Annotated in this window: 12 protein-coding genes; 5 read left to right on the top strand and 7 right to left on the bottom strand. The window is 52.7% G+C overall.

Going from position 1 to position 18,521, the window contains the following annotated elements; all coding sequences use genetic code 11:
* The first annotated feature begins 121 nt into the window (after nt 1-121).
* From HBO41_RS23210 to HBO41_RS23190, 5 genes are all read left to right on the top strand, one after another.
* Nucleotides 122-1,486 (top strand): metallophosphoesterase, encoded by a 1,365-nt coding sequence (locus HBO41_RS23210; protein WP_169987903.1) that lies wholly within the window; start codon nt 122-124, stop codon nt 1,484-1,486.
* On the top strand, nt 1,486-2,514 hold the full coding sequence (locus tag HBO41_RS23205) for a GTPase-associated system all-helical protein GASH (RefSeq protein ID WP_169987901.1): 1,029 nt from the start codon (nt 1,486-1,488) through the stop codon (nt 2,512-2,514). Before HBO41_RS23210 ends, HBO41_RS23205 begins: the two co-directional genes overlap by 1 nt.
* 158 nt (nt 2,515-2,672) lie before the next feature.
* Entirely contained in the window at nt 2,673-3,524 is an 852-nt protein-coding gene (locus HBO41_RS23200) for a TRAFAC clade GTPase domain-containing protein (RefSeq protein ID WP_346342976.1), read from the top strand.
* On the top strand, nt 3,521-4,363 hold the full coding sequence (locus HBO41_RS23195) for a hypothetical protein (protein ID WP_169987897.1): 843 nt from the start codon (nt 3,521-3,523) through the stop codon (nt 4,361-4,363). The genes HBO41_RS23200 and HBO41_RS23195 overlap by 4 nt, the downstream gene beginning before the upstream one ends.
* A 4-nt stretch (nt 4,364-4,367) precedes the next feature.
* The gene (locus tag HBO41_RS23190; RefSeq protein WP_169987895.1) at nt 4,368-6,998 is read left to right on the top strand and encodes a hypothetical protein; all 2,631 of its coding nucleotides are present in this window, start codon (nt 4,368-4,370) and stop codon (nt 6,996-6,998) included.
* Nucleotides 6,999-7,598: 600 nt separating this feature from the next.
* On the opposite strand, the gene HBO41_RS23185 is transcribed toward HBO41_RS23190, so the two are convergent.
* The 7 genes from HBO41_RS23185 to dnaN all read right to left on the bottom strand — a co-directional run bounded on the left by HBO41_RS23185 (nt 7,599) and on the right by dnaN (nt 18,515).
* Nucleotides 7,599-9,434: a TniQ family protein gene (locus HBO41_RS23185; protein WP_169987893.1), complete on the bottom strand. Its 1,836-nt coding sequence runs from the start codon at nt 9,432-9,434 to the stop codon at nt 7,599-7,601.
* Nucleotides 9,435-9,659: 225 nt separating this feature from the next.
* Entirely contained in the window at nt 9,660-10,595 is a 936-nt protein-coding gene (locus tag HBO41_RS23180) for a TniB family NTP-binding protein (protein ID WP_169987891.1), read from the bottom strand.
* A complete protein-coding gene (locus HBO41_RS23175) occupies nt 10,592-12,553 on the bottom strand; it encodes a DDE-type integrase/transposase/recombinase (protein WP_169987889.1) in 1,962 nt (653 codons plus the stop codon). The genes HBO41_RS23180 and HBO41_RS23175 overlap by 4 nt, the downstream gene beginning before the upstream one ends.
* Nucleotides 12,534-13,172, bottom strand: a complete 639-nt coding sequence (locus HBO41_RS23170; RefSeq protein WP_169987887.1) for a transposase — start codon at nt 13,170-13,172, stop codon at nt 12,534-12,536. Before HBO41_RS23170 ends, HBO41_RS23175 begins: the two co-directional genes overlap by 20 nt.
* Nucleotides 13,173-13,865: 693 nt before the next feature.
* Nucleotides 13,866-16,283 (bottom strand): DNA topoisomerase (ATP-hydrolyzing) subunit B, encoded by a 2,418-nt coding sequence (gene gyrB / locus HBO41_RS23165; RefSeq protein WP_099550199.1) that lies wholly within the window; start codon nt 16,281-16,283, stop codon nt 13,866-13,868.
* 4 nt (nt 16,284-16,287) lie between these two features.
* Nucleotides 16,288-17,391, bottom strand: a complete 1,104-nt coding sequence (gene recF, locus HBO41_RS23160; RefSeq protein WP_017135132.1) for a DNA replication/repair protein RecF — start codon at nt 17,389-17,391, stop codon at nt 16,288-16,290.
* A 20-nt stretch (nt 17,392-17,411) separates the two neighbouring features.
* A complete protein-coding gene (gene dnaN / locus HBO41_RS23155) occupies nt 17,412-18,515 on the bottom strand; it encodes a DNA polymerase III subunit beta (protein WP_017135131.1) in 1,104 nt (367 codons plus the stop codon).
* Nucleotides 18,516-18,521 lie beyond the last annotated feature (6 nt).

The raw sequence follows: 18,521 nt of genomic DNA, 5'->3' as shown, positions 1-18,521 counted from the left end.
TGGTTGGCCCATGCTGTCCTGGCAGAGCAAAACCCAGTAGGTGACGAGAGCCTAATAATGATAAAACTTATCTTCTGATGCCATAATGCCTTTATGCGATCGCAACCTAAGGAAAGGAAACATGCCGGCAGTTTTCGTTCACGTATCTGATATTCACTTCGGTCAAGAAACGGACGACCGAATTCATATTCATGACGACGTGAAGCAGCAGCTGATCGCGGACGCGAAAGAGGTTATTTCCGGCCTCCCCGGAGGGGTCGCTCACGGCATCCTCGTGACAGGAGACATCACTCAGTCCGGCAAACGGGCCGAATATGACGAAGCGGGTCAATGGCTGGACAATCTTGCGGCGAACATCGGCGTGGAAATCCATCGAGTCCAAATGGTGCCAGGCAACCATGACCTCGACCGAACAAAACTTTCGTTCGCTGGCCAGCAGATACTCAATCATATTCGGGCGGGAGGCACGGCAGAGTACGAGAAAATCATGAGTAATCCGACGGATCGAGCAGCCCTTTTTGCCCGATTCGAGGACTACGGTCGTTTCAGCTTTGCATACAACTGCCCGCTAAACGACGAAGGTGCTTACGCTTCGGAAATGGAAGTGAGCCTTGCACCCGGGCGGGCGATTCGTTTTATTAGGTTCAACTCTTCATTGCTCTGTTACGGGGGGGAAAAGGACGAGCATCCAGAGCTGATTTTAGGCGCACGTCAATTCACAATCCCTCGCACACCTGGGGTGGAAAATATTGTTCTCGTCCATCACCCACTGCATTGGTACAAAGATCAGGGTGAAGTGCGAGATTATATCCGCAGCAGAGCGCGCGTGTTTATCTCAGGTCATGAGCACAATCCCAAAGTGGCGGTCGAAAATGTCGAGCCGGGTTCAGATTTGATGATGCTCGCCGCAGGCGCTACCGTTCCCTTCAAGTCAAATGACGAATACACCTTCACCTATAACATCATAGAGTTTGACTGGGATGAAGAAATCGACGGTTTGTCGGTAACCATGCATCCTCGCGCATGGAGTGCAAAGCGCACCTGCTTCGAAGCGGATGACGAGCGTCTGGGCGGGAAGCATCCAAACTTCCGTTTGGCATGTACGTCATTTCCCAAGGCGGCCCGCCCAGAAGCCCCTACACATCGTCATCATGCAGACGAAACAGTTTTCGAAGAAAGCCTGCGCCCTGTGGAACCGACAATTGAAATGGTTCCAACGGAGTCCTTAGATGGGGAGCCAAGTACCATGGCACCAAACGAAGAGGGCTATGAAACTGCCCGGCTTAGGTTCTTCCGAGACCTGCTGGAAGGAGAGCGGCTGCGTATCCTTGTTGCATTGGACGCGCTGCTGGACGCCTCCGATGAACAGATGTCCCAGGGGCTAGAGCGCAGATTGTTGGACATGCTCGTTAAAGAAGGAAAACTGAGCGAGGTCGAACAGATGATGGATCAGTTAATTGGTGAGCGAAAGGACGGGGCACGGTAATGCAAAATATTGCGGTTCACATGAGAATTTCCGGAGTCACCGTCGGTGACGATGACGTGAATTCAAGACGTACGGCGGCCACCAGCCTCGGCGGAAAATGGGGGAAAGAATCCACTGTCGCGAAGATCTTGGCCAAAGCGGCAGAGGTCGCCGAGGCTCTAAACGGTGAGGGAAGACCTTCAGCCTTGCTGGGAGCTGAAATTCAGGCCGCCATCCAAAAAAAGTCATCTTCCTTCCTTTATGAGGAACGTCCACTTGATGTAGGCATCTGTGCTGGAATGGCGATGATTACTATTATGAGTGGTCAGCCATCAAACAATGGTTGGACGACCCCCGACGCCTACGCTGCGGCGCTCTGGTCCGCCTTGGCATACCAGCCAGCTCTGACGCATGAGCGGCGTGAAAATCTGCGAAGCGAAGTACTACAAACCGCCGCGGACTGGGCAGATACTGCGGCAGAGAAAGCTCGCGAGCGGACCGCAGTCCCCGATCCTGCTGCTTTTTCTGTGACGATTGACGCAAGTAATGCAGCCACGAGCAACTTCCACGAAGCGTTAAGTAATACTGTTGAGGCGCTGCGCCGTAATGCCGTTTTGGACCGAGAGGAACTGGATTTCCTATGGTGGGCGCAGCTAGGTCGCAGCCGCCTGCTGAATAAACAGTTATCCGCTATTAATGAGCCGACACGAATCATAGCTGCAGGCGTCGAAGGGGCGAAAATGCTCCGTCGTCTACCGTGCCAGGTGCACCGCGAAATTGTTCTTCGAACACTGGACTTAGATCCAGAGCTCAATCTAGAAGAATTGCTTGAGGCATTGGGCGAAGACCGCACAGCGCTTGGAGCACCTTTCAGTCAGGGTTTGGTCGCCACCCACCCAACGATTTTCCCTCTCCTTCATGCTTTAGCCACTGGGGAGACCGACCAATATGGGGCTTCTGTGAAGCGCCGAGTTTCTGAGTGGGGCGGCCGGGCGATACTGGAGGCAGGATTTGCCACAATCGCATCACGGGGTCAAGGGAAGATATGAGTGGTTCGTGCACTTACGAAGGGTGTACCGTTGACGACACGGGAATATGCGCACTTGAGCGTCTACCCTCGTCGTGTAGTAACCGTGCGGCTAATCAACCCAGCTTGGTGGACTTGCCGGACGACGCTGATGGTCTAACGTCAGAACTGGGCGCACCAGTGCTCGATGAACCTATCCGTGGCAGCGTGTTGCCATCGAGCAGGACGCTTGGGCTCAGCGCCCTGAACGCCTTAATGGGCAACCGATACGTCAACGTTGTCGGCATTCTTGGTGATCCTGAGTCTGGAAAGACTGCCTGCCTGGCCAGCCTCTATCTTCTTGTCTCGCATGCGAAGCTTGAGGGCTGGTCGTTCGCGGACAGCAAGAGCTTGTCCGCATTCGAGGAGATTGCACGCGGTGCCCGAGATTGGAACGATGGAACTGCGCCGGAGCAAATGACTGTTCATACTGAGCTTGCTGACGATCATGGGCCAGGTTTCCTTCATCTTAAACTCGTCAAAACGTCGGACGGACGACGTGTGGACTTGGCTCTTCCTGACGTGCCCGGTGAGTGGACGCAGGCCCTAGTCAGTACAGGTCGTTCGGATCGGCTGGATTTCATGAAGTCAGCTGAAGCGATCTGGGTTGTTCTCGATGGTCGTTCGCTCGCAGATATCGAAAAACGTCATGGCGTGATAACCCGAGTAGGCCAGCTTGCGCAGCGTCTGAATACCATGATGGGTGGCCGTGAACCACGGTTGCTGGTGGTCGTAACTCACCGCGATTTGCATGCCCTAGATGACACTGTGATCAACAGATTGCAGTCAGAGCTTTCACGACGCGGGGCGTCGGCTGAGATAATAGGCGTTGCGCCCTTTTCTGATCACCCTGACGACATCCCGGCGGGCTTCGGTTTGGCCGATTTGATTGATCGAACGGCTACAGCAAGGAACCAACGATCAGTCTTCTGGCGGTCAACTGACTCTGCCGACGGGGACCGCGCCTACTTACGTCACAGGAGAGACCAATGACCCGATCAATCGTACTTCTTGGCGGTCCTGACTCGGGTAAGACCAATTACATTGGCCCACTGTGGCGAGCACTCGACCTGGGAACTGGTGCTTTACGTGCCGCGGAACAACCTGACGACATCAATTTCGTACTTGAAATAACCGATCACCTTTATTCCGGCGCATTCGCTCCTCGTACCGAACACAGCGATGCGCGTCGAAATTTCGAGGTGGTGGTCGCAGCCAGTGAAGAAGGGCCAAGGGCCCGAATCGTCGTGCCTGACATTTCAGGAGAGCTTTGGCGTAATGCAGTGATCGAAAGCGAGATTGATCCTGAATGGATGGCTGAGCTGTCGCGTGCTGATGGGGCTTTACTCTTCGTACGCGTTGACTCCGACCAAGATGTGCGTCCCCTCGATTGGGTGACATCGCGCCGGATGCTGGAAAAACTCGGAGGGGAGGAGGATCAGGGGCTGCCAACCCAGGTCATGTTATGTGAGTTGATTCGCTTCCTTGAAGGTTCACTTGCTGATCGGGAGGATGGTGAGCTGCCGCGGTTATCCGTGGTTGTCACGGCTTGGGATCTGATTGATGAAGCTGTTTTTCGGCAGGGACCGTTGGCTTATTTGCAACGAGAGTACCCTCTGCTCGCAGGCCGGCTCTTGGATTTGGAAACGCTAGATGTTCGGATCTTTGGTCTCAGTAGCGTCGGGGGCGACCTGAAACGCGACCGTAATTACCGACAAGCTTATCTTGAGGCGGGACCGGACGGGCGGGGCTGGGTTGCGTTAGAAAGCGAAGGTGAGTGGCTTAAAATTAGCGATATCACCCTTCCCATCGCATGGGCGGTAGGCCTTTGAAGCTGTGATTACTGCGGAGATTCAGATCCACGGCTACCGCAAGGGTCATCAGCTACTGGCGTCTTCGATTGTCCTTCCCAAGGAGGATCAGACGGTTGTGGATCGTCTCTCCGATGTGGCTGGTCCGTTACGTCCCAAAGAGCAGTTCAAGCCTTACCTATCGGCGTATCCACTGCCTAGTGGCACCCATTACGTTGTTGCGAGAACTTGGCAGGATGTCACTGTCCCTCGAGCCGGTTGCGTACTCACTAAAAGCGTACTGATTGATGCGTTGGTTTGGTCTGTCAATGCGCCGCTATTAGCCATCCTCCAATTGCTTGATTCGGACGTCTTACCAGATGAGGCGCAAGCAGTACGAATGGAGTTGCCGCAGCGGGCGGATCAACGACTTCGTCCTGCGACTAATTTCAATGGGAGTGAACTGCTCGAAGCGCTTTTCTTAGAGGATGCTAAACCGGTGGTGGTCTTCGACGCACCAGATCCTGAACTAGTCGCTCTTCGCTTACTCACGTCGCTGTGGCCCGATATTCGCCGGCGGTTTTCGCTTTCCACCTTTGCTCTGTCGCCTCGAAAGATAGGCGGCCGTGATCTTGATCTAGTCTTCGCCCCCTCAAATGCCAAGGCTAAGTTCTCCGACTGGCCTGGACGCCGTGTGGATGGCCGTTTACCCCAGACTGATCGGCATCGCTGGACGAGTTCCATTGTAAGTCGAGTTTTTGAGAAGGACCTGCCGAAGCTTTTGTCTGATCGGGAGCTTAGTCTGTTAGGTGATCGTGGGGCGCAAAGCGCCGCGTCGCTGCGTATTGCTCTGTTGTGGGAAGAGCTTAGCGATAAGCTGCATCAGACTCCTACTGCTGCTTTAGGTCTTTTAGATATCGCCAACTCGGGGATGGTTAGCAACTTCGCGGCAGTCAAAGCTTTGGAGCCGCGGCTTGCTGAAGCCACTCGCCACGCTGCTAGCACATTGTCGACAAAAGACGCTTGGGACTTTGTCGGTGCCATTGCTCGTAAGATGCAGGGGCATAACATGCCAGTCGGGAAACACGCGATTGAAGCACTTGTGGAGCATCTCGCCGAGACTGCACCCGATGGCGCAATAAGCTTGCTCCTCCAACCTGATCCCAAACAGGCAATAGAATCATTCGTCCCTAATATAGCCATGGGGTTAGGCAAGGCACTGCGCCCCTTCACCGAGCATCTACTTGCAAACGCCCCAATGAGTGTCCTCGCGAGTCTTGTCGCACAGGGCGGCCCGTTGACCGATCGAGTTGCAGCGGACGATGTGTTAATCCGTAAGATTGGAGACATATTTGAAGAGGTTGATCAATCGCTCGCAAGTAGAGCGGGCGCCATGCTGCTTCCAAGTTTGGTTGAGGATCGACAACTCCCGGCTGCACTTCCCTTCTTCATCAGACTTGATGCTCACGTAATTGCTACAGAGTTGCGCAGGCTTGGTGAGGCGAACGGATACAAGGCCATCCAGATGAGTACGGCTCTGATTGTCCGAGCACGCGACGTAGGAGGCCTACTACAGGTTCGTGACGTGTTGGTCCAATCCAAGGCCTCAGTGCGAAGGGATGCATTACTCTCGAGATCGATGGAGCCTGTCGCGGAGGACATGCTCTGGCTTCTGAACGAAAAACATTTGTCAAAAGCAACAAGCACAGCGCTTCTGGTGGGTGTTCTCAAGCTTGCAGATGATCAGCAGTTCGCGGCGTTGCTAGGTGATAGTAGTGTCGGCGAGCGTATCGTCGAGCGACTTCCAGATGACGCGATCGAAACGTTGACGCGCGCGGCATTGCAGGAGAACCTGCCCCTTGAGAGCTATATTCGCATTGTCCAATCCGTCATACCTAAAATAGAAGGTGTTCAACGATTCCAAATCGCCGAACGAGCTATTGGGAGACTCCTACGCAATCGATTCAAAGGTGATGAGGCTGCGACTCTGAACATGCTGCTCGGTATTCTCGAGGCGCGGCTTGACGTTAGATGGGCGGCTAAGGTTGGGGTGGGGTACGGAACTACTGCTGACGTAGCAAGTCGCAATCTCTTGGTGTTTGAATCAGCGCCTTTGGCTGTGCGTCAACGCATGATTGATGCGCTTGATGAAATCGCCATCGCGGTGCAAGGTCGAGATTTCATTGACCTAACTGAGGCGGCCTACGACGCTTGCGCTAGGCTTTTTTTCGATGCAGAAAAACTGCATAAACCTGGACTCATTGAAGCCGCCGGCAGGCTCATCCCATCGCTTTTGCGTGCTCGTCAGCAGCCGGTCTCACTATTGATTGCGGCGTTGTTCCCAGTTATTTACCGGGAGCTTTCGAAGGACGACGATGTGCCTGAACTCCTCAAGTTTGTCCCATTTTTTGATTGGGATCGTTGTAAGGCCGTTCGACGGGAGTTGGTCGAGGCTTTCTTATCGTCATCATGGCCACCTGGGAATCTGGCACTTACCGCATATCGGTGCGGCGACGTCTCCAGAATTCTCAAGCGCATCGCTAAATCCTACGACGGTGCGAAATATCTCTCGCGCCTAGAGAACGATCTCGGTCGCCTGGGGGAGGACGCGCAGCGCGTGGTCAGGCGGAATATTGCCGAGATATCTACAGATCGATCTCATGGATTAGAGCGGTAGTGGGATCGAGCCAAAGACACCATGAATCGCCCCGGATTCTCTAGACACCTTGCAAGCTCATTGCCCATACCGACCCAAGGTGCCATAGGCCGCGGTTTAGCTATCCAAAATTGACTAGCCCTGAACAGGGTAATAAGCTTTAGAAGCTCGCTCTGAGGTTCGTGGGTGAAAACCTCCTCTCGGAGACACTTGAAAAAAAAGCCCATCTTCTGATGGGCTTTTTTGTACCGCTTGAAAACTTCAGTAAGCGTTAGCTCACCCCATCCATCAGGTGGCTGAGTCGCTGCTTTTTTGTAGACAGGCCGAACGCACAGCCAAGACCACGCCTCGCCTTGACGGGCTTTCATACGCCGGTCGTCTGTAATTTATGAGAAGCTCGCATAGAACCTTGAAATGCTGCCCATAGGGATGCTAGACATAGCGAAATAGCCTGTGGAGACACGACCATGGAATCCGCATTAACAGCAGAACTACTCTCAATTGTGAAGGGCGCCCCGAGACTGTACTTTGCTCCGTTGATCGGTGCCATAAGAGAGGTACGATCTGAGCTACGTAAACCATTTCCGGTGAAGCCAAAGAGCGAACCCGATTCCGAATCATCTAACCGCCAGGGTTAGTTACTGACTTGAGATAGGCAGTCAATTTTTTGCTCCTTCTCCACACATTCTGACGACACTGCGCCTTCAAGAGACTAGGGCCCGCTACGGGTTCAAACCCCTTTAAACGCAAATGGAAACAAACGCTTTTCGGGGACGTATTCAAAATTTGGCCAATTTCTGAGGAGAGAATATAGTTGCACTTGAAATGATCTAGATCTTTCAAACTGACGACCTGTGCTGATCGTCTAGAACATTGAACCGTCTGACTCCCAAGCCGACCTGCGCGGACAAGCGCGTATGCTACTTCCTCTTTCATTCCTAAGGCCTTAGCAGCCTCAGCTATCGACAATCCTTTACTTTGCTTTGAAGCATGCAGAGTTATTCCTTTTTGGTGTAGCACCCTAGGCGAAATCAACCATTCCCCTATACTTATAGCTTCGGCGTGCGCTCTACAGAAAACTGGAATCTCACCCTCTTGAATTGCTGTTAATAACTGGGGAAGTCCATCCGCTGTGGGTAAATAGTGTTTCGCAACCTGTGATATCGTAATGAAATCATCACCAGGTAATGGCAGAAATGAATTAGGCGCTAAGTCGGCTATCGAGTCATAGGAAATAAGCCACTGCTCACCTGCTTTTGGAGAACCACCAAATGTTTTTAATACACCTACTGATATCAGTTGCTCTATACGCTTTCTACTTAGGCAAAGTAACCGAGAAGCCTCCCGCAAATTAACAGGCTCGTTCAGTGCCGATGAGAGTCTGCGGGCTTGATTGATATCTACAACCGCACCGATTTTCCCACAAGGGTAATGAAACTCTCTGGTTTCAAGATCACCCGACGAATGCATTCTTCGCAAAAAAGCTTCGGGTAGACCTGTTAACCGCTTAGCTTTGGAGAAGGGGAGCCAACGATGCTCAAGTAAAGTGCATTCGCTCAGCCGCCGGTTTCTCTTAGCTAGCGGCCCCTGCCATTGCTGGATGACGTGTCGTTCAAACTCTTGTCGAACAAAATCAAAACATGAGTCGTTTAAGGAAAGGTACACGTCGTTGTAAATCGGACCAAATGCCGACACCAACTGCCAGGAAAGCTGGGAATTTCTAACTTCCATTAGGTCAGCTAACAGGCTGTGAAACGCCTCAGGCCAGCCTCTGAAAACACTACCTGCTGCGTTTGCTAACTCAGGCGCTACCACTCCCGAAGCGACCTCCGGAACCTTCATAGTAATAGAGCGTTTTCGACTCACAGCCCTTACACCAATCCGCATAGCCAGATCGTGCAGTTGCTGGTACGTGAGAGCGCCGAGGCCTTCAGCTTTCCCGCTGTCTGGGCGTCTTACGCGATGCTCGAGTTCAACGGAAATCCATGCTCTCGGATCATCCGAAGTTAAGCTTAGAAAATCAGAATCTAGAACAGAGTACCCACAAACATCGCAACATTTATTTATTAAAACTTTTGGACTACTGTGAGTTTTGCATTTTGGACAGTTGTAAAGAAGCTCAATCTGATGAAAAGCGCATGTGGTATACAGCGTAAGATCCCACAATTCACGCCAATACAGTCCCTCAGCTAAACAAACAGAGCAGTATTTTGAGCAGGCTAAAGACCACGTCTTCTGATTAGTAACCTTTGGAGTACGAATCTCTTCGGCTACTAAATTCCAACTTAAGGGCCTCTGCTTTGTGTATAACCATTCATTAACACTGTCCTCGCTGATTTCTTTGAACAGCTCAAGCACTTCACCGCCCGACAGACAATTACTATGAGCTAAACGGTGCAAATACCCCATCAAACTTTCATCGTGCATAGGTGTAGGGTTTATCAACAAATAAAACATAGGAACTTCACCATATCCATAGACAATTCTAATCCACTTACAAGTACCAAAACCTACCGATAAAGCTTTTTGGCGTATCTTAAAACTATAAATCTCACCTATATTTAAGTAGACACTATTGAGCGTAATTACGAGGGTCGACCGATAACGTCGTCCACGCTACAAAACCAGCATAAAAGTCGTTGTGCACATTAGTTACTGCCGGGAGTTACTCCCGGCAGCCTCTCAGGCAGAAGGGTTATCAAAGTTCTCAAAGGGTTCTCGGCCGCAAACTAACGGCCGAAAATCAAAAGCATCATGGAACGGATTTCGCTCATTAGCCACCCGACTCCATACCTCGTCTTTGAAAGCTTGGGACAGTACATCCATATCGATGCCTTCAACATCCTTCAGCTGAGCCAGCCATACAGCACGGTCCAGAATCTTGATCAGATAATCAACGAGTCCGAAAGAAGCTAGTTGAAAGCGCTGAAGCATATCTTTGGAGAGAAAGCTGATACATGTGACAGGCAACAAGCTGTGGATGGCCTTCAGAAGAGATGCAAATTGCATCCACGTCTCCTCAGTTAGCTCATACCGTCCGTAATCAATGCTGGCAGAGAACCGTCGGCGAAGTTGTTCGTTAGCCCAAAGCAAGCTATCGGTTCTCTTCAGCCCTACTAGCACAACTGTGATATCAGTCTCGTTCATCAGACTTTTGATCCAGTCTGCTGCCTCGTATGCCCCTACCCTTTTGTAATCCACCAAATGCTGCGCTTCATCCAAGATGACCATCTCGGTTCCCTGGTTTTTAAGCAGCGTGACGATCCGAGTGAATTTATGTTCGGCGGAATGACCACGTGCAGTGGCGAATGGGTCCTTCATAGCAATGAGCACGGCCGTCGCTAGATTTCTCTTGGACGGAGAGGAGGGCATTTCCACAACCAAAACTGGCCGTACGCCTGCTGAGTCGGGACTCACTTGATTTCTCATATACTCCCTAATCAAGGAGCTTTTACCGACGCCGCTCGGACCTTGGATAACGAGCCCCTTACTGCTTTTGGTTCGAATAGTGTCCTGCCTCACCTCTTCAATACGTGCAATTGCATGATCGCTTTGCGGACTCTGTATGAAGTGGTGGCGTAGAGAAAATCCGCCTCGGTACTCCCGGTAAGCGTTCATGTGTCGTCCCTCACACGGGGGGCGCTTGAAACAACCGCGTAATCTGGGATTGAGTCCAAATCACTGTCAGCATCGATAAATTCAACCACACCCACCGTTTGGGGCAGGTTCTCAGGTAATCGAGCGCCGCTACGATCAAAACCCACTTTTGCTGCGTCACGGCGCACGCGTAGTTTTTGAGAGCGCTTCAAGTCCTCAACGTCAGCCATAATGGCTCGGTATGCTTGATTGATTGCCTCGAATCCAGGTGAAGATTTTCCAGACTCACGCAATTTAGCGCGTGCCAGGTTATAGGTTTCTCGGCTCATACCAATGATACGTCGGTCCTTCGCTGGCACTTGGATAAATACGTTCCTGAATCGGTCATGAACCCATACATGACCCAATTCGTCTCGATATCGGACTTGGATTTTCTCCTTATCTGCTAGCTTCATTTTTAGCTCTGCTAGCTCTGGTGAATGGTAGAGATGAGTTCCGACTTCAACGCCATAGTGGTGAACTTGGGTTTCCTTACGCCTGGCGAGGACCGCCTCAAGCGCATCCAAATCCGTCGGAAGACAAATTCGTCGTTTGGACTCGCCTTGGAGCCAGCACTCTGCCGGACTCATTTTTGATGGAAGACCTCGATGGGAGGTCTGTTGATAGACGTCAACGATCCATTTCACTAAAGCCGATTCAAAATCCATAAGCGTCAGGCAAGCACGTTTTTCTGACGGATAGTTACCTCGCTCTCGACTATTTGAGAAGGTTGTTCCTGGAAGGCAGTGCACAAGACCAGTATTCAACGTACGAAAAAAACGCTCCACAGCCCCCTTCATTTGAGGTGCGCGGGAAGCTGGGTACATGATTTCAATTCCCATTTCGTTGAACGCGTTAACTAGGTCGTCCGCGTGAAACTCAGCAGCGTTGTCAGGAACGATGCGCGCAGGAAGTCCATGAGCTCTCCATTCGCATTTCACCGAAGGAAAACGGGAGAGGAGGACTGCTTTAGGGCGTATCGCCCGCTCGATTACACGCAGGACGCTCTCCGTATTCGGGGCAGAGAAATGGATGAGATACCCCATTACCATTCGAGAATGACGGTCTAACACTATGGTGAGATACGGTCTACCAATGTGGCTACCGGTTTCCGGATCCACCACCAAGAGATCTAACGGTGTGTGGTCAATTTCCCAGCGATCTAGAATTCTCTTAACCACCAGTTTTCCAATGGCTTCACGATGAAGTTGATTCGCAGCGTGATCCCCCAAACGCCCCTTATCCACCTCATAACTGTCCAGGCCGGCTACATATCGCCTGAAACTCATCTCCGACGGCAGCACGAGCCTTTTCGAAGGAAGGCGACCCGCGTTTACATCGTTGATCTGTGTCCTTAACTCCTCGTATGCCGTAGATAGCAGGGGCCGCTCGAGCTTGAAAAACTTTTCGTCGAGAACATCAGTCACCAAATCCTCTAGCTCTCCGACTATGAGCTGACGGCGTCCTTTTTTTGTGTGGAGCGGAACCAGTTTTTCAACATTGCCCGTCTGAAATAGAACGAACCACCGCCTTACCGTAGAAACAGAAGGCGGGGTAATTGAGTCGTTTAGCTCCCTAGCAGTTTCTTGAATCAACCCTCTTAAATCCTTGTTGCAAGGTAGCTTTTGACTGATGCAATCAATGAGTCGAGTCAGGTAGGACCGCCGACGTATGGCTTCAGCGGAGTGCTCTTTTGGGTGGCAGGTGAGATCGGGGGGCGCGTTCCGAAACGTGGGAATCACACCCAGATATTGTTGCTCCTCGTCCACAAATAACTGACGAGCTTCATATTGTTTATAAAACTCTACCTCAGTCAGTTTGAATGGCTCACCCAGGTCATCTAACCAAAGCAGTTGGCGATTTTTAAGTCGTTTTACTAGTGTCAACCTGGTTCCGTTGTACGTCACCACTAATTTCAACTTAAGCGAAAAAGTTTCCATGACGGTGACCTCCCTGCAAGTAAATTGGAGAGAAGGCCGTTAAGTTTTCTTCGAGGTTCACTCCGATATAACCAAGTCCAAGCAGGCGCCATGCAGTGTCACGACCGACTAGTTCACACAGCTCTAAAACTGTCGTTGGCGGATATGCATTTAATAGTGATTTCGCAGTTATGAGGCTGCTGTTAATGAGTACCTCCCCCCTACGGTAGTACATCAAATCACGGAGATTTTCAGAAAACGGGTCGGCCAAAAGCACTGTGTCACTGATAACGGAGAACACACGATCGGTTTGCCTGAAATGGACGGCAGCAGCCTCCATTCGAAGCTTGACGCTTCGTATCAAAAGCCTGGCAGCGGGCTTAACCTCGAACCAGCGCTCACTGCCGTCACACAACACAGCGCACACGTCTGGGTAATAGGTAACGTTGCGTCCGTCCATAACGAGCGTTTCTTTGCTTGGCTGCACCGTGTACCGGAGTACCTGTGGAGAGAGCTCCAAGAGTCTTAGAAAAGCTCCCTCCAGCTGGGACTCCCAAGGGATAGCTTTGCCATTCTTAAGTGACGGCAGATAGCCCCTGAAGTGGCAGGATCTGCGGGTTACAACCTTTCTTACGGTCATGACATTTCTCCAAGTCGAACGAGTCCTTGACGCAGATTCAGGCAAGCGCCAGGGAGCTCAAGGAGGCAATTCAAAAGGCAACACTGTGCCCTCGAGATGCCTCGATAAGGTCGAAGGGTTGGGGAGAGTTGACACGCGTCGAAAAAAAGCAGAGATTACAGCCACCACAGTCGTAATCTAAGCTACATCGGCGCGGTCATCCTCCCAAGGTTGATCGCGTTTTTACATTCTAGTACTCCTCTTTTTTCTATAAGAATCGTCTGCGCCGACAATAGCGCTCATTTCCATAAAATCGACAACTCAATCTCGCCCTATACGTCTTGTACGTACTGGCACGTTGATTGAGAGCGAAACGCAATAATCAGACCAACGATGTTAAGCCAACCTCACGTTACTGACAATTCCTTTATAGCGTTAATATTGAAAATACCGTCATCTTATAGTTACGTGTTATATGTAAAAATGTTCTATAAACCCTTTTCAAAGCAGACTTGCCGTATAACGGCTTAGGCGGAGTTTCTTCTTTAAGTTTTCTAATAAAACCTCACCGACTTTATAAGACTGAATCGCTTATCCAAAACTTTTAAACGCGCAGACATAAAAAAGCCAACGCTTAATAAGCGTTGGCTTTTTTGTGTCGCGTGATTCAACTATTCGAGATTTTTCTCATCTATTTTGGGATCCTACACCTGATCAGAAGTCCAGGTTGGACACCGCCAAGGCGTTGCTCTCGATGAAGTCACGGCGAGGCTCGACCGCATCACCCATCAGGGTGTTGAAGATCTGGTCTGCGCCAATGGCGTCTTCGATGGTCACGCGCAGCATGCGACGCTGAGCAGGATCCATGGTGGTTTCCCACAGTTGATCCGGGTTCATCTCGCCCAGACCTTTGTATCGCTGGATGGTGTGGCGCTTGGTGCTTTCAGCCATCAACCAGTCCAGGGCTTCCTTGAACTCCTTGACCGCTTTCTTACGCTCGCCACGCTGGATGTAAGCACCGTCGTCCAACAGGGTGCTCAATTGCGCGCCGAGGGTAACCACGGTCTTGTAGTCGTTGCTGCCGAAGAAGTCGCGGTTGAAGGTGACGTAGTTCGACAGGCCGTGGGAGATCAGTTCAACCTCCGGCAGCCACACGTTACGTTCACGGTCTTCACGCAAGCTGGCTTTGTAAACCAGGCCAGACTTCTCGACGGTGCGCAGACGTACTTCGTACTGAGCCAGCCAATTCTGCATGTGGGCGTGATCGCCCAACTGCTCCAGGCTCACGGAAGGCAGGTAGATGAAGTGCTCGGTCAGCTCCTGAGGGTACAGGCGCGACAGACGCTTGAGGGTCTTCATTACCATGCGGAAGTCGTTAACCAAACGCTCCAGCGCCTCACCGGAAATGCCCGGGGCTTCGTCGTTCAAGTGCAGGCTGGCATCTTCCAGGGCCGACTGCGTCATGTACTCTTCCATGGCGTCGTCGTCTTTGATGTACTGCTCTTGCTTGCCCTTTTTCACTTTGTACAACGGCGGCTGAGCGATGTAGATGTAGCCACGCTCGATCAGCTCCGGCAACTGACGGAAGAAGAAGGTCAGCAGCAGGGTACGGATGTGCGAACCGTCGACGTCAGCATCGGTCATGATGATGATGTTGTGGTAACGCAGTTTGTCGATGTTGTACTCATCGCGGCCAATACCGCAGCCCAACGCCGTGATCAAGGTGCCGACTTCCTGAGAGGAAATCATCTTGTCGAAGCGGGCCTTCTCGACGTTGAGGATCTTACCCTTCAACGGCAGGATAGCCTGGGTGCGACGGTTACGACCCTGCTTGGCGGAACCGCCAGCAGAGTCACCTTCCACCAGGTACAGTTCGGAGAGGGCAGGGTCCTTCTCCTGGCAGTCAGCCAGTTTGCCCGGCAGGCCGGCGATATCCAACGCGCCTTTACGGCGGGTCATCTCACGGGCTTTACGCGCCGCTTCACGGGCACGCGCCGCGTCGATCATCTTGCCGACGACCAGCTTGGCTTCGTTCGGGTTTTCCAGCAGGAAGTCGGAGAAGTACTTGCCCATCTCCTGTTCCACTGCGGTCTTCACTTCGGAAGACACCAGCTTGTCTTTGGTCTGGGAGCTGAACTTTGGATCCGGCACTTTCACCGAGATAATCGCCGTCAGGCCTTCACGCGCATCGTCACCGGTAGTGGCCACTTTGTGCTTCTTGGCCAAGCCTTCCGCTTCGATGTAGGTGTTCAGGTTACGCGTCAGTGCGGAACGGAAACCCACCAAGTGAGTACCGCCGTCGCGCTGTGGAATGTTGTTGGTGAAGCACAACAGGTTCTCGTTGAAGCTGTCGTTCCACTGCAGGGCGATTTCAACGCCGATGCCGTCTTCACGCTGGATGTTGAAGTGGAACACCTGGTTGACCGCAGTCTTGTTGGTGTTCAGGTATTCAACGAACGCACGCAAGCCGCCTTCGTACTTGAACAACTCTTCCTTGCCGCTGCGCTCGTCCTTGAGGATGATACCCACACCGGAGTTAAGGAACGACAGTTCACGAATACGCTTGGCCAGGATGTCCCAGCTGAAGTGGATATTCTTGAAGGTTTCTGCCGAAGGCTTGAAATGGATCTGCGTACCGGTGGATTCACTGTCACCAACGATTTTCATCGGTTCTTGTGGAACACCATGCACGTAGGTCTGTTCCCAGATCTTGCCGCTACGGCGAACAGTCAGGATAAGCTCTTCGGACAGAGCGTTCACCACCGACACACCTACACCGTGCAAACCGCCGGAGACTTTATAGGAGTTGTCGTCGAACTTACCGCCGGCGTGAAGCACGGTCATGATGACCTCTGCCGCCGATACGCCTTCTTCTTTGTGCACATCGACCGGAATACCGCGACCGTTGTCGCGCACGGTGATGGACTCATCCGGGTGGATGATAATGCTGATGTCGTCGCAGTGACCGGCCAAAGCTTCGTCGATGGAGTTGTCGACCACCTCGAACACCATGTGGTGCAGACCGCTACCATCATCGGTGTCGCCGATGTACATACCGGGACGTTTGCGTACGGCATCCAAACCTTTCAGCACTTTAATGCTGGTCGAGTCGTACGTGTTTTCTTCGCTCATGCCTTCACTCCCGATGGTCGTGGGTCTGGGTGATACGGCCCTGTTCCACGTGGAACAAAGCGACTGGCGTTTCCGTCTGCCAGCCTTCCCTCAATAATTCGTGGTCTACACAGGTGATAAACACCTGGCAGCGTAAGTCTTCCAACAAGCGGCATAACGCGCGGCGGTGCTGCTCGTCGAGTTCGGACGGCAAGTCATCCACCAGATAAATACACTGACCGCGCCGGGCTTGGCTAACCAAATGCCCTTGGGCAATACGCAGTGCACACACCACCAACTTTTGCTGACCGCGGGACAAAATATCCGCGGCATTGTGTGCGCCTAATCTAAGGCGCAAGTCAGCACGTTGTGGGCCTGCCTGGGTATGGCCAATTTGCTGATCCCGCTGCAAGGACGTGGCGAGCACTGCGCTCAGCTCACGTTCTTTATCCCAACCACGGTAGTAGCTCAGCGTCAGGCCCTCGAGATCCAACAACTCACTCAAGGTCTGCTCAAAGACTGGTTTCAAGGCTTTGATATAGACGCGGCGGTATTCATCTATTTCGTCACTGGCCAGGCACAGTTCCCGGTCCCAGGCCGCTTGCGAAGCGGCGTCAAGTGTACCATGCCGCAGCCATGAGTTCCGCTGCCGCAGGGCCTTCTGCAGGCGCTGCCAAGTGGCCATGAAGCGCGGTTCCACGTGGAACACTCCCCAATCGAGGAACTGCCTGCGGATTTTCGGTGCACCTTCCAAAAGGCGAAAGCTGTCTGGGTTGATCAGCTGCAGCGGCAGGATTTCTGCCAACTGTGCAGCACTGCGAGCATTTTGCCCGTCAATGCGAATCTGGAAATCACCGCCGCGATCTCGAGATATCCCCAGGGCGCTGTGCCCACCTTCTGCCAGTTCAACCTGGCCAAACACGGTGCAAGCCAGTTGTTCGTATTGAATCACCGGCAACAAGCGAGCACTACGAAAGGAACGGGCAAGCCCAAGCAAATGGACGGCTTCCAGCACGCTGGTTTTGCCGCTGCCGTTGGCGCCGTAAAGGATATTGATGCGGGGGGAGGGGGAGAAGGTCACCGGGTGCAGATTGCGCACCGCGGTGACCGAGACGCGACTGAGGGACATCTAGCTTCTGCTGAGCATGATTACAGGCGCATCGGCATAACAACGTAAGCCGAGTCGTCGTTGTCGGATTCTTGCACCAGGGCACTGCTGTTGGAGTCCGACAGAATCAGGCGAACCTGCTCGGTGGTCATCACGCCCAGTACGTCCAGCAGGTAGCTCACGTTAAAGCCGATCTCCAGCGAGCCGCCATTGTAGTCAACGCCGACTTCTTCTTCCGCTTCTTCCTGCTCCGGGTTATTGGCCTGGATCTTCAGCTGACCGTTGGCCAGTTGCAGACGAATACCACGGTACTTTTCGTTAGACAGAATCGCGGTACGGCTGAACGCTTCACGCAGCGCCTGACGATCGCCGATTACCAGCTTGTCGCCACCTTTTGGCAGCACACGCTCGTAATCCGGGAATTTGCCGTCAACCAGCTTGGACGTGAAGGTGAATTCGCCGGTGGTGGCGCGGATGTGGTGCTGACCCAGGACGATGCTGACATTGCCATCCGGCTCGGTGAGCAGACGCGCCAGTTCCAGGATACCTTTACGCGGCACGATGACCTGGTGACGGTCCGGCTGGCCGATGTCAGCACGCATCGAGCACATGGCCAGGCGGTGACCGTCGGTAGCCACTGCACGGATAACGCCTTCAGCGACCTCCAGCAACATGCCGTTGAGGTAGTAACGCACGTCCTGCTGGGCCATGGCGAAGCTGGTGCGCTCGATCAAACGGCGCAGCTTGCTTTGGTCCAGGCTGCAGGTCAGCGAACCTGGGCCTTCTTCGACGGTAGGGAAGTCATTGGCTGGCAAGGTCGATAGCGTGAAACGGCTGCGACCGGCCTTGACCACCAACTTCTGCTCATCAACCTTGATGTCGATCAGCGCATCGTTGGGCAGGCTCTTGCAGATGTCCATCAGCTTACGCGCCGGCACAGTGATTTCGCCGGGCTCAGCCGGTTCTTCCAGCTGCACACGACCCACCAGTTCGACTTCCAGGTCGGTACCGGTCAAGGACAATTGCTGGCCTTCGACCACCAGCAATACGTTGGAAAGCACCGGCAAGGTCTGTCGGCGCTCGACGACGCCTGCGACCAGTTGCAGGGGTTTCAACAGGGCTTCGCGTTGAATGGTGAAATGCATGGTCTA

Source organism: Pseudomonas sp. WS 5146, assembly GCF_012985495.1.
GTDB lineage: Bacteria > Pseudomonadota > Gammaproteobacteria > Pseudomonadales > Pseudomonadaceae > Aquipseudomonas > Aquipseudomonas edaphica.
The sequence above is the reverse complement of the archived record's forward strand: the minus strand, read 5'-3'. Positions and strand labels throughout refer to the sequence as shown.

Excerpts from the sequence above, each read along its gene's own strand:
- HBO41_RS23210 (WP_169987903.1), top strand. The coding sequence starts at position 122 with ATGCCGGCAGTTTTCGTTCACGTATCTGATATTCACTTCGGTCAAGAA.
- HBO41_RS23205 (WP_169987901.1), top strand. The coding sequence starts at position 1,486 with ATGCAAAATATTGCGGTTCACATGAGAATTTCCGGAGTCACCGTCGGT.
- HBO41_RS23195 (WP_169987897.1), top strand. The coding sequence starts at position 3,521 with ATGACCCGATCAATCGTACTTCTTGGCGGTCCTGACTCGGGTAAGACC.
- HBO41_RS23185 (WP_169987893.1), bottom strand. The coding sequence starts at position 9,434 with ATGTTTTATTTGTTGATAAACCCTACACCTATGCACGATGAAAGTTTG.
- HBO41_RS23180 (WP_169987891.1), bottom strand. The coding sequence starts at position 10,595 with ATGAACGCTTACCGGGAGTACCGAGGCGGATTTTCTCTACGCCACCAC.
- HBO41_RS23175 (WP_169987889.1), bottom strand. The coding sequence starts at position 12,553 with ATGGAAACTTTTTCGCTTAAGTTGAAATTAGTGGTGACGTACAACGGA.
- HBO41_RS23170 (WP_169987887.1), bottom strand. The coding sequence starts at position 13,172 with ATGACCGTAAGAAAGGTTGTAACCCGCAGATCCTGCCACTTCAGGGGC.
- gyrB (WP_099550199.1), bottom strand. The coding sequence starts at position 16,283 with ATGAGCGAAGAAAACACGTACGACTCGACCAGCATTAAAGTGCTGAAA.
- recF (WP_017135132.1), bottom strand. The coding sequence starts at position 17,391 with ATGTCCCTCAGTCGCGTCTCGGTCACCGCGGTGCGCAATCTGCACCCG.
- dnaN (WP_017135131.1), bottom strand. The coding sequence starts at position 18,515 with ATGCATTTCACCATTCAACGCGAAGCCCTGTTGAAACCCCTGCAACTG.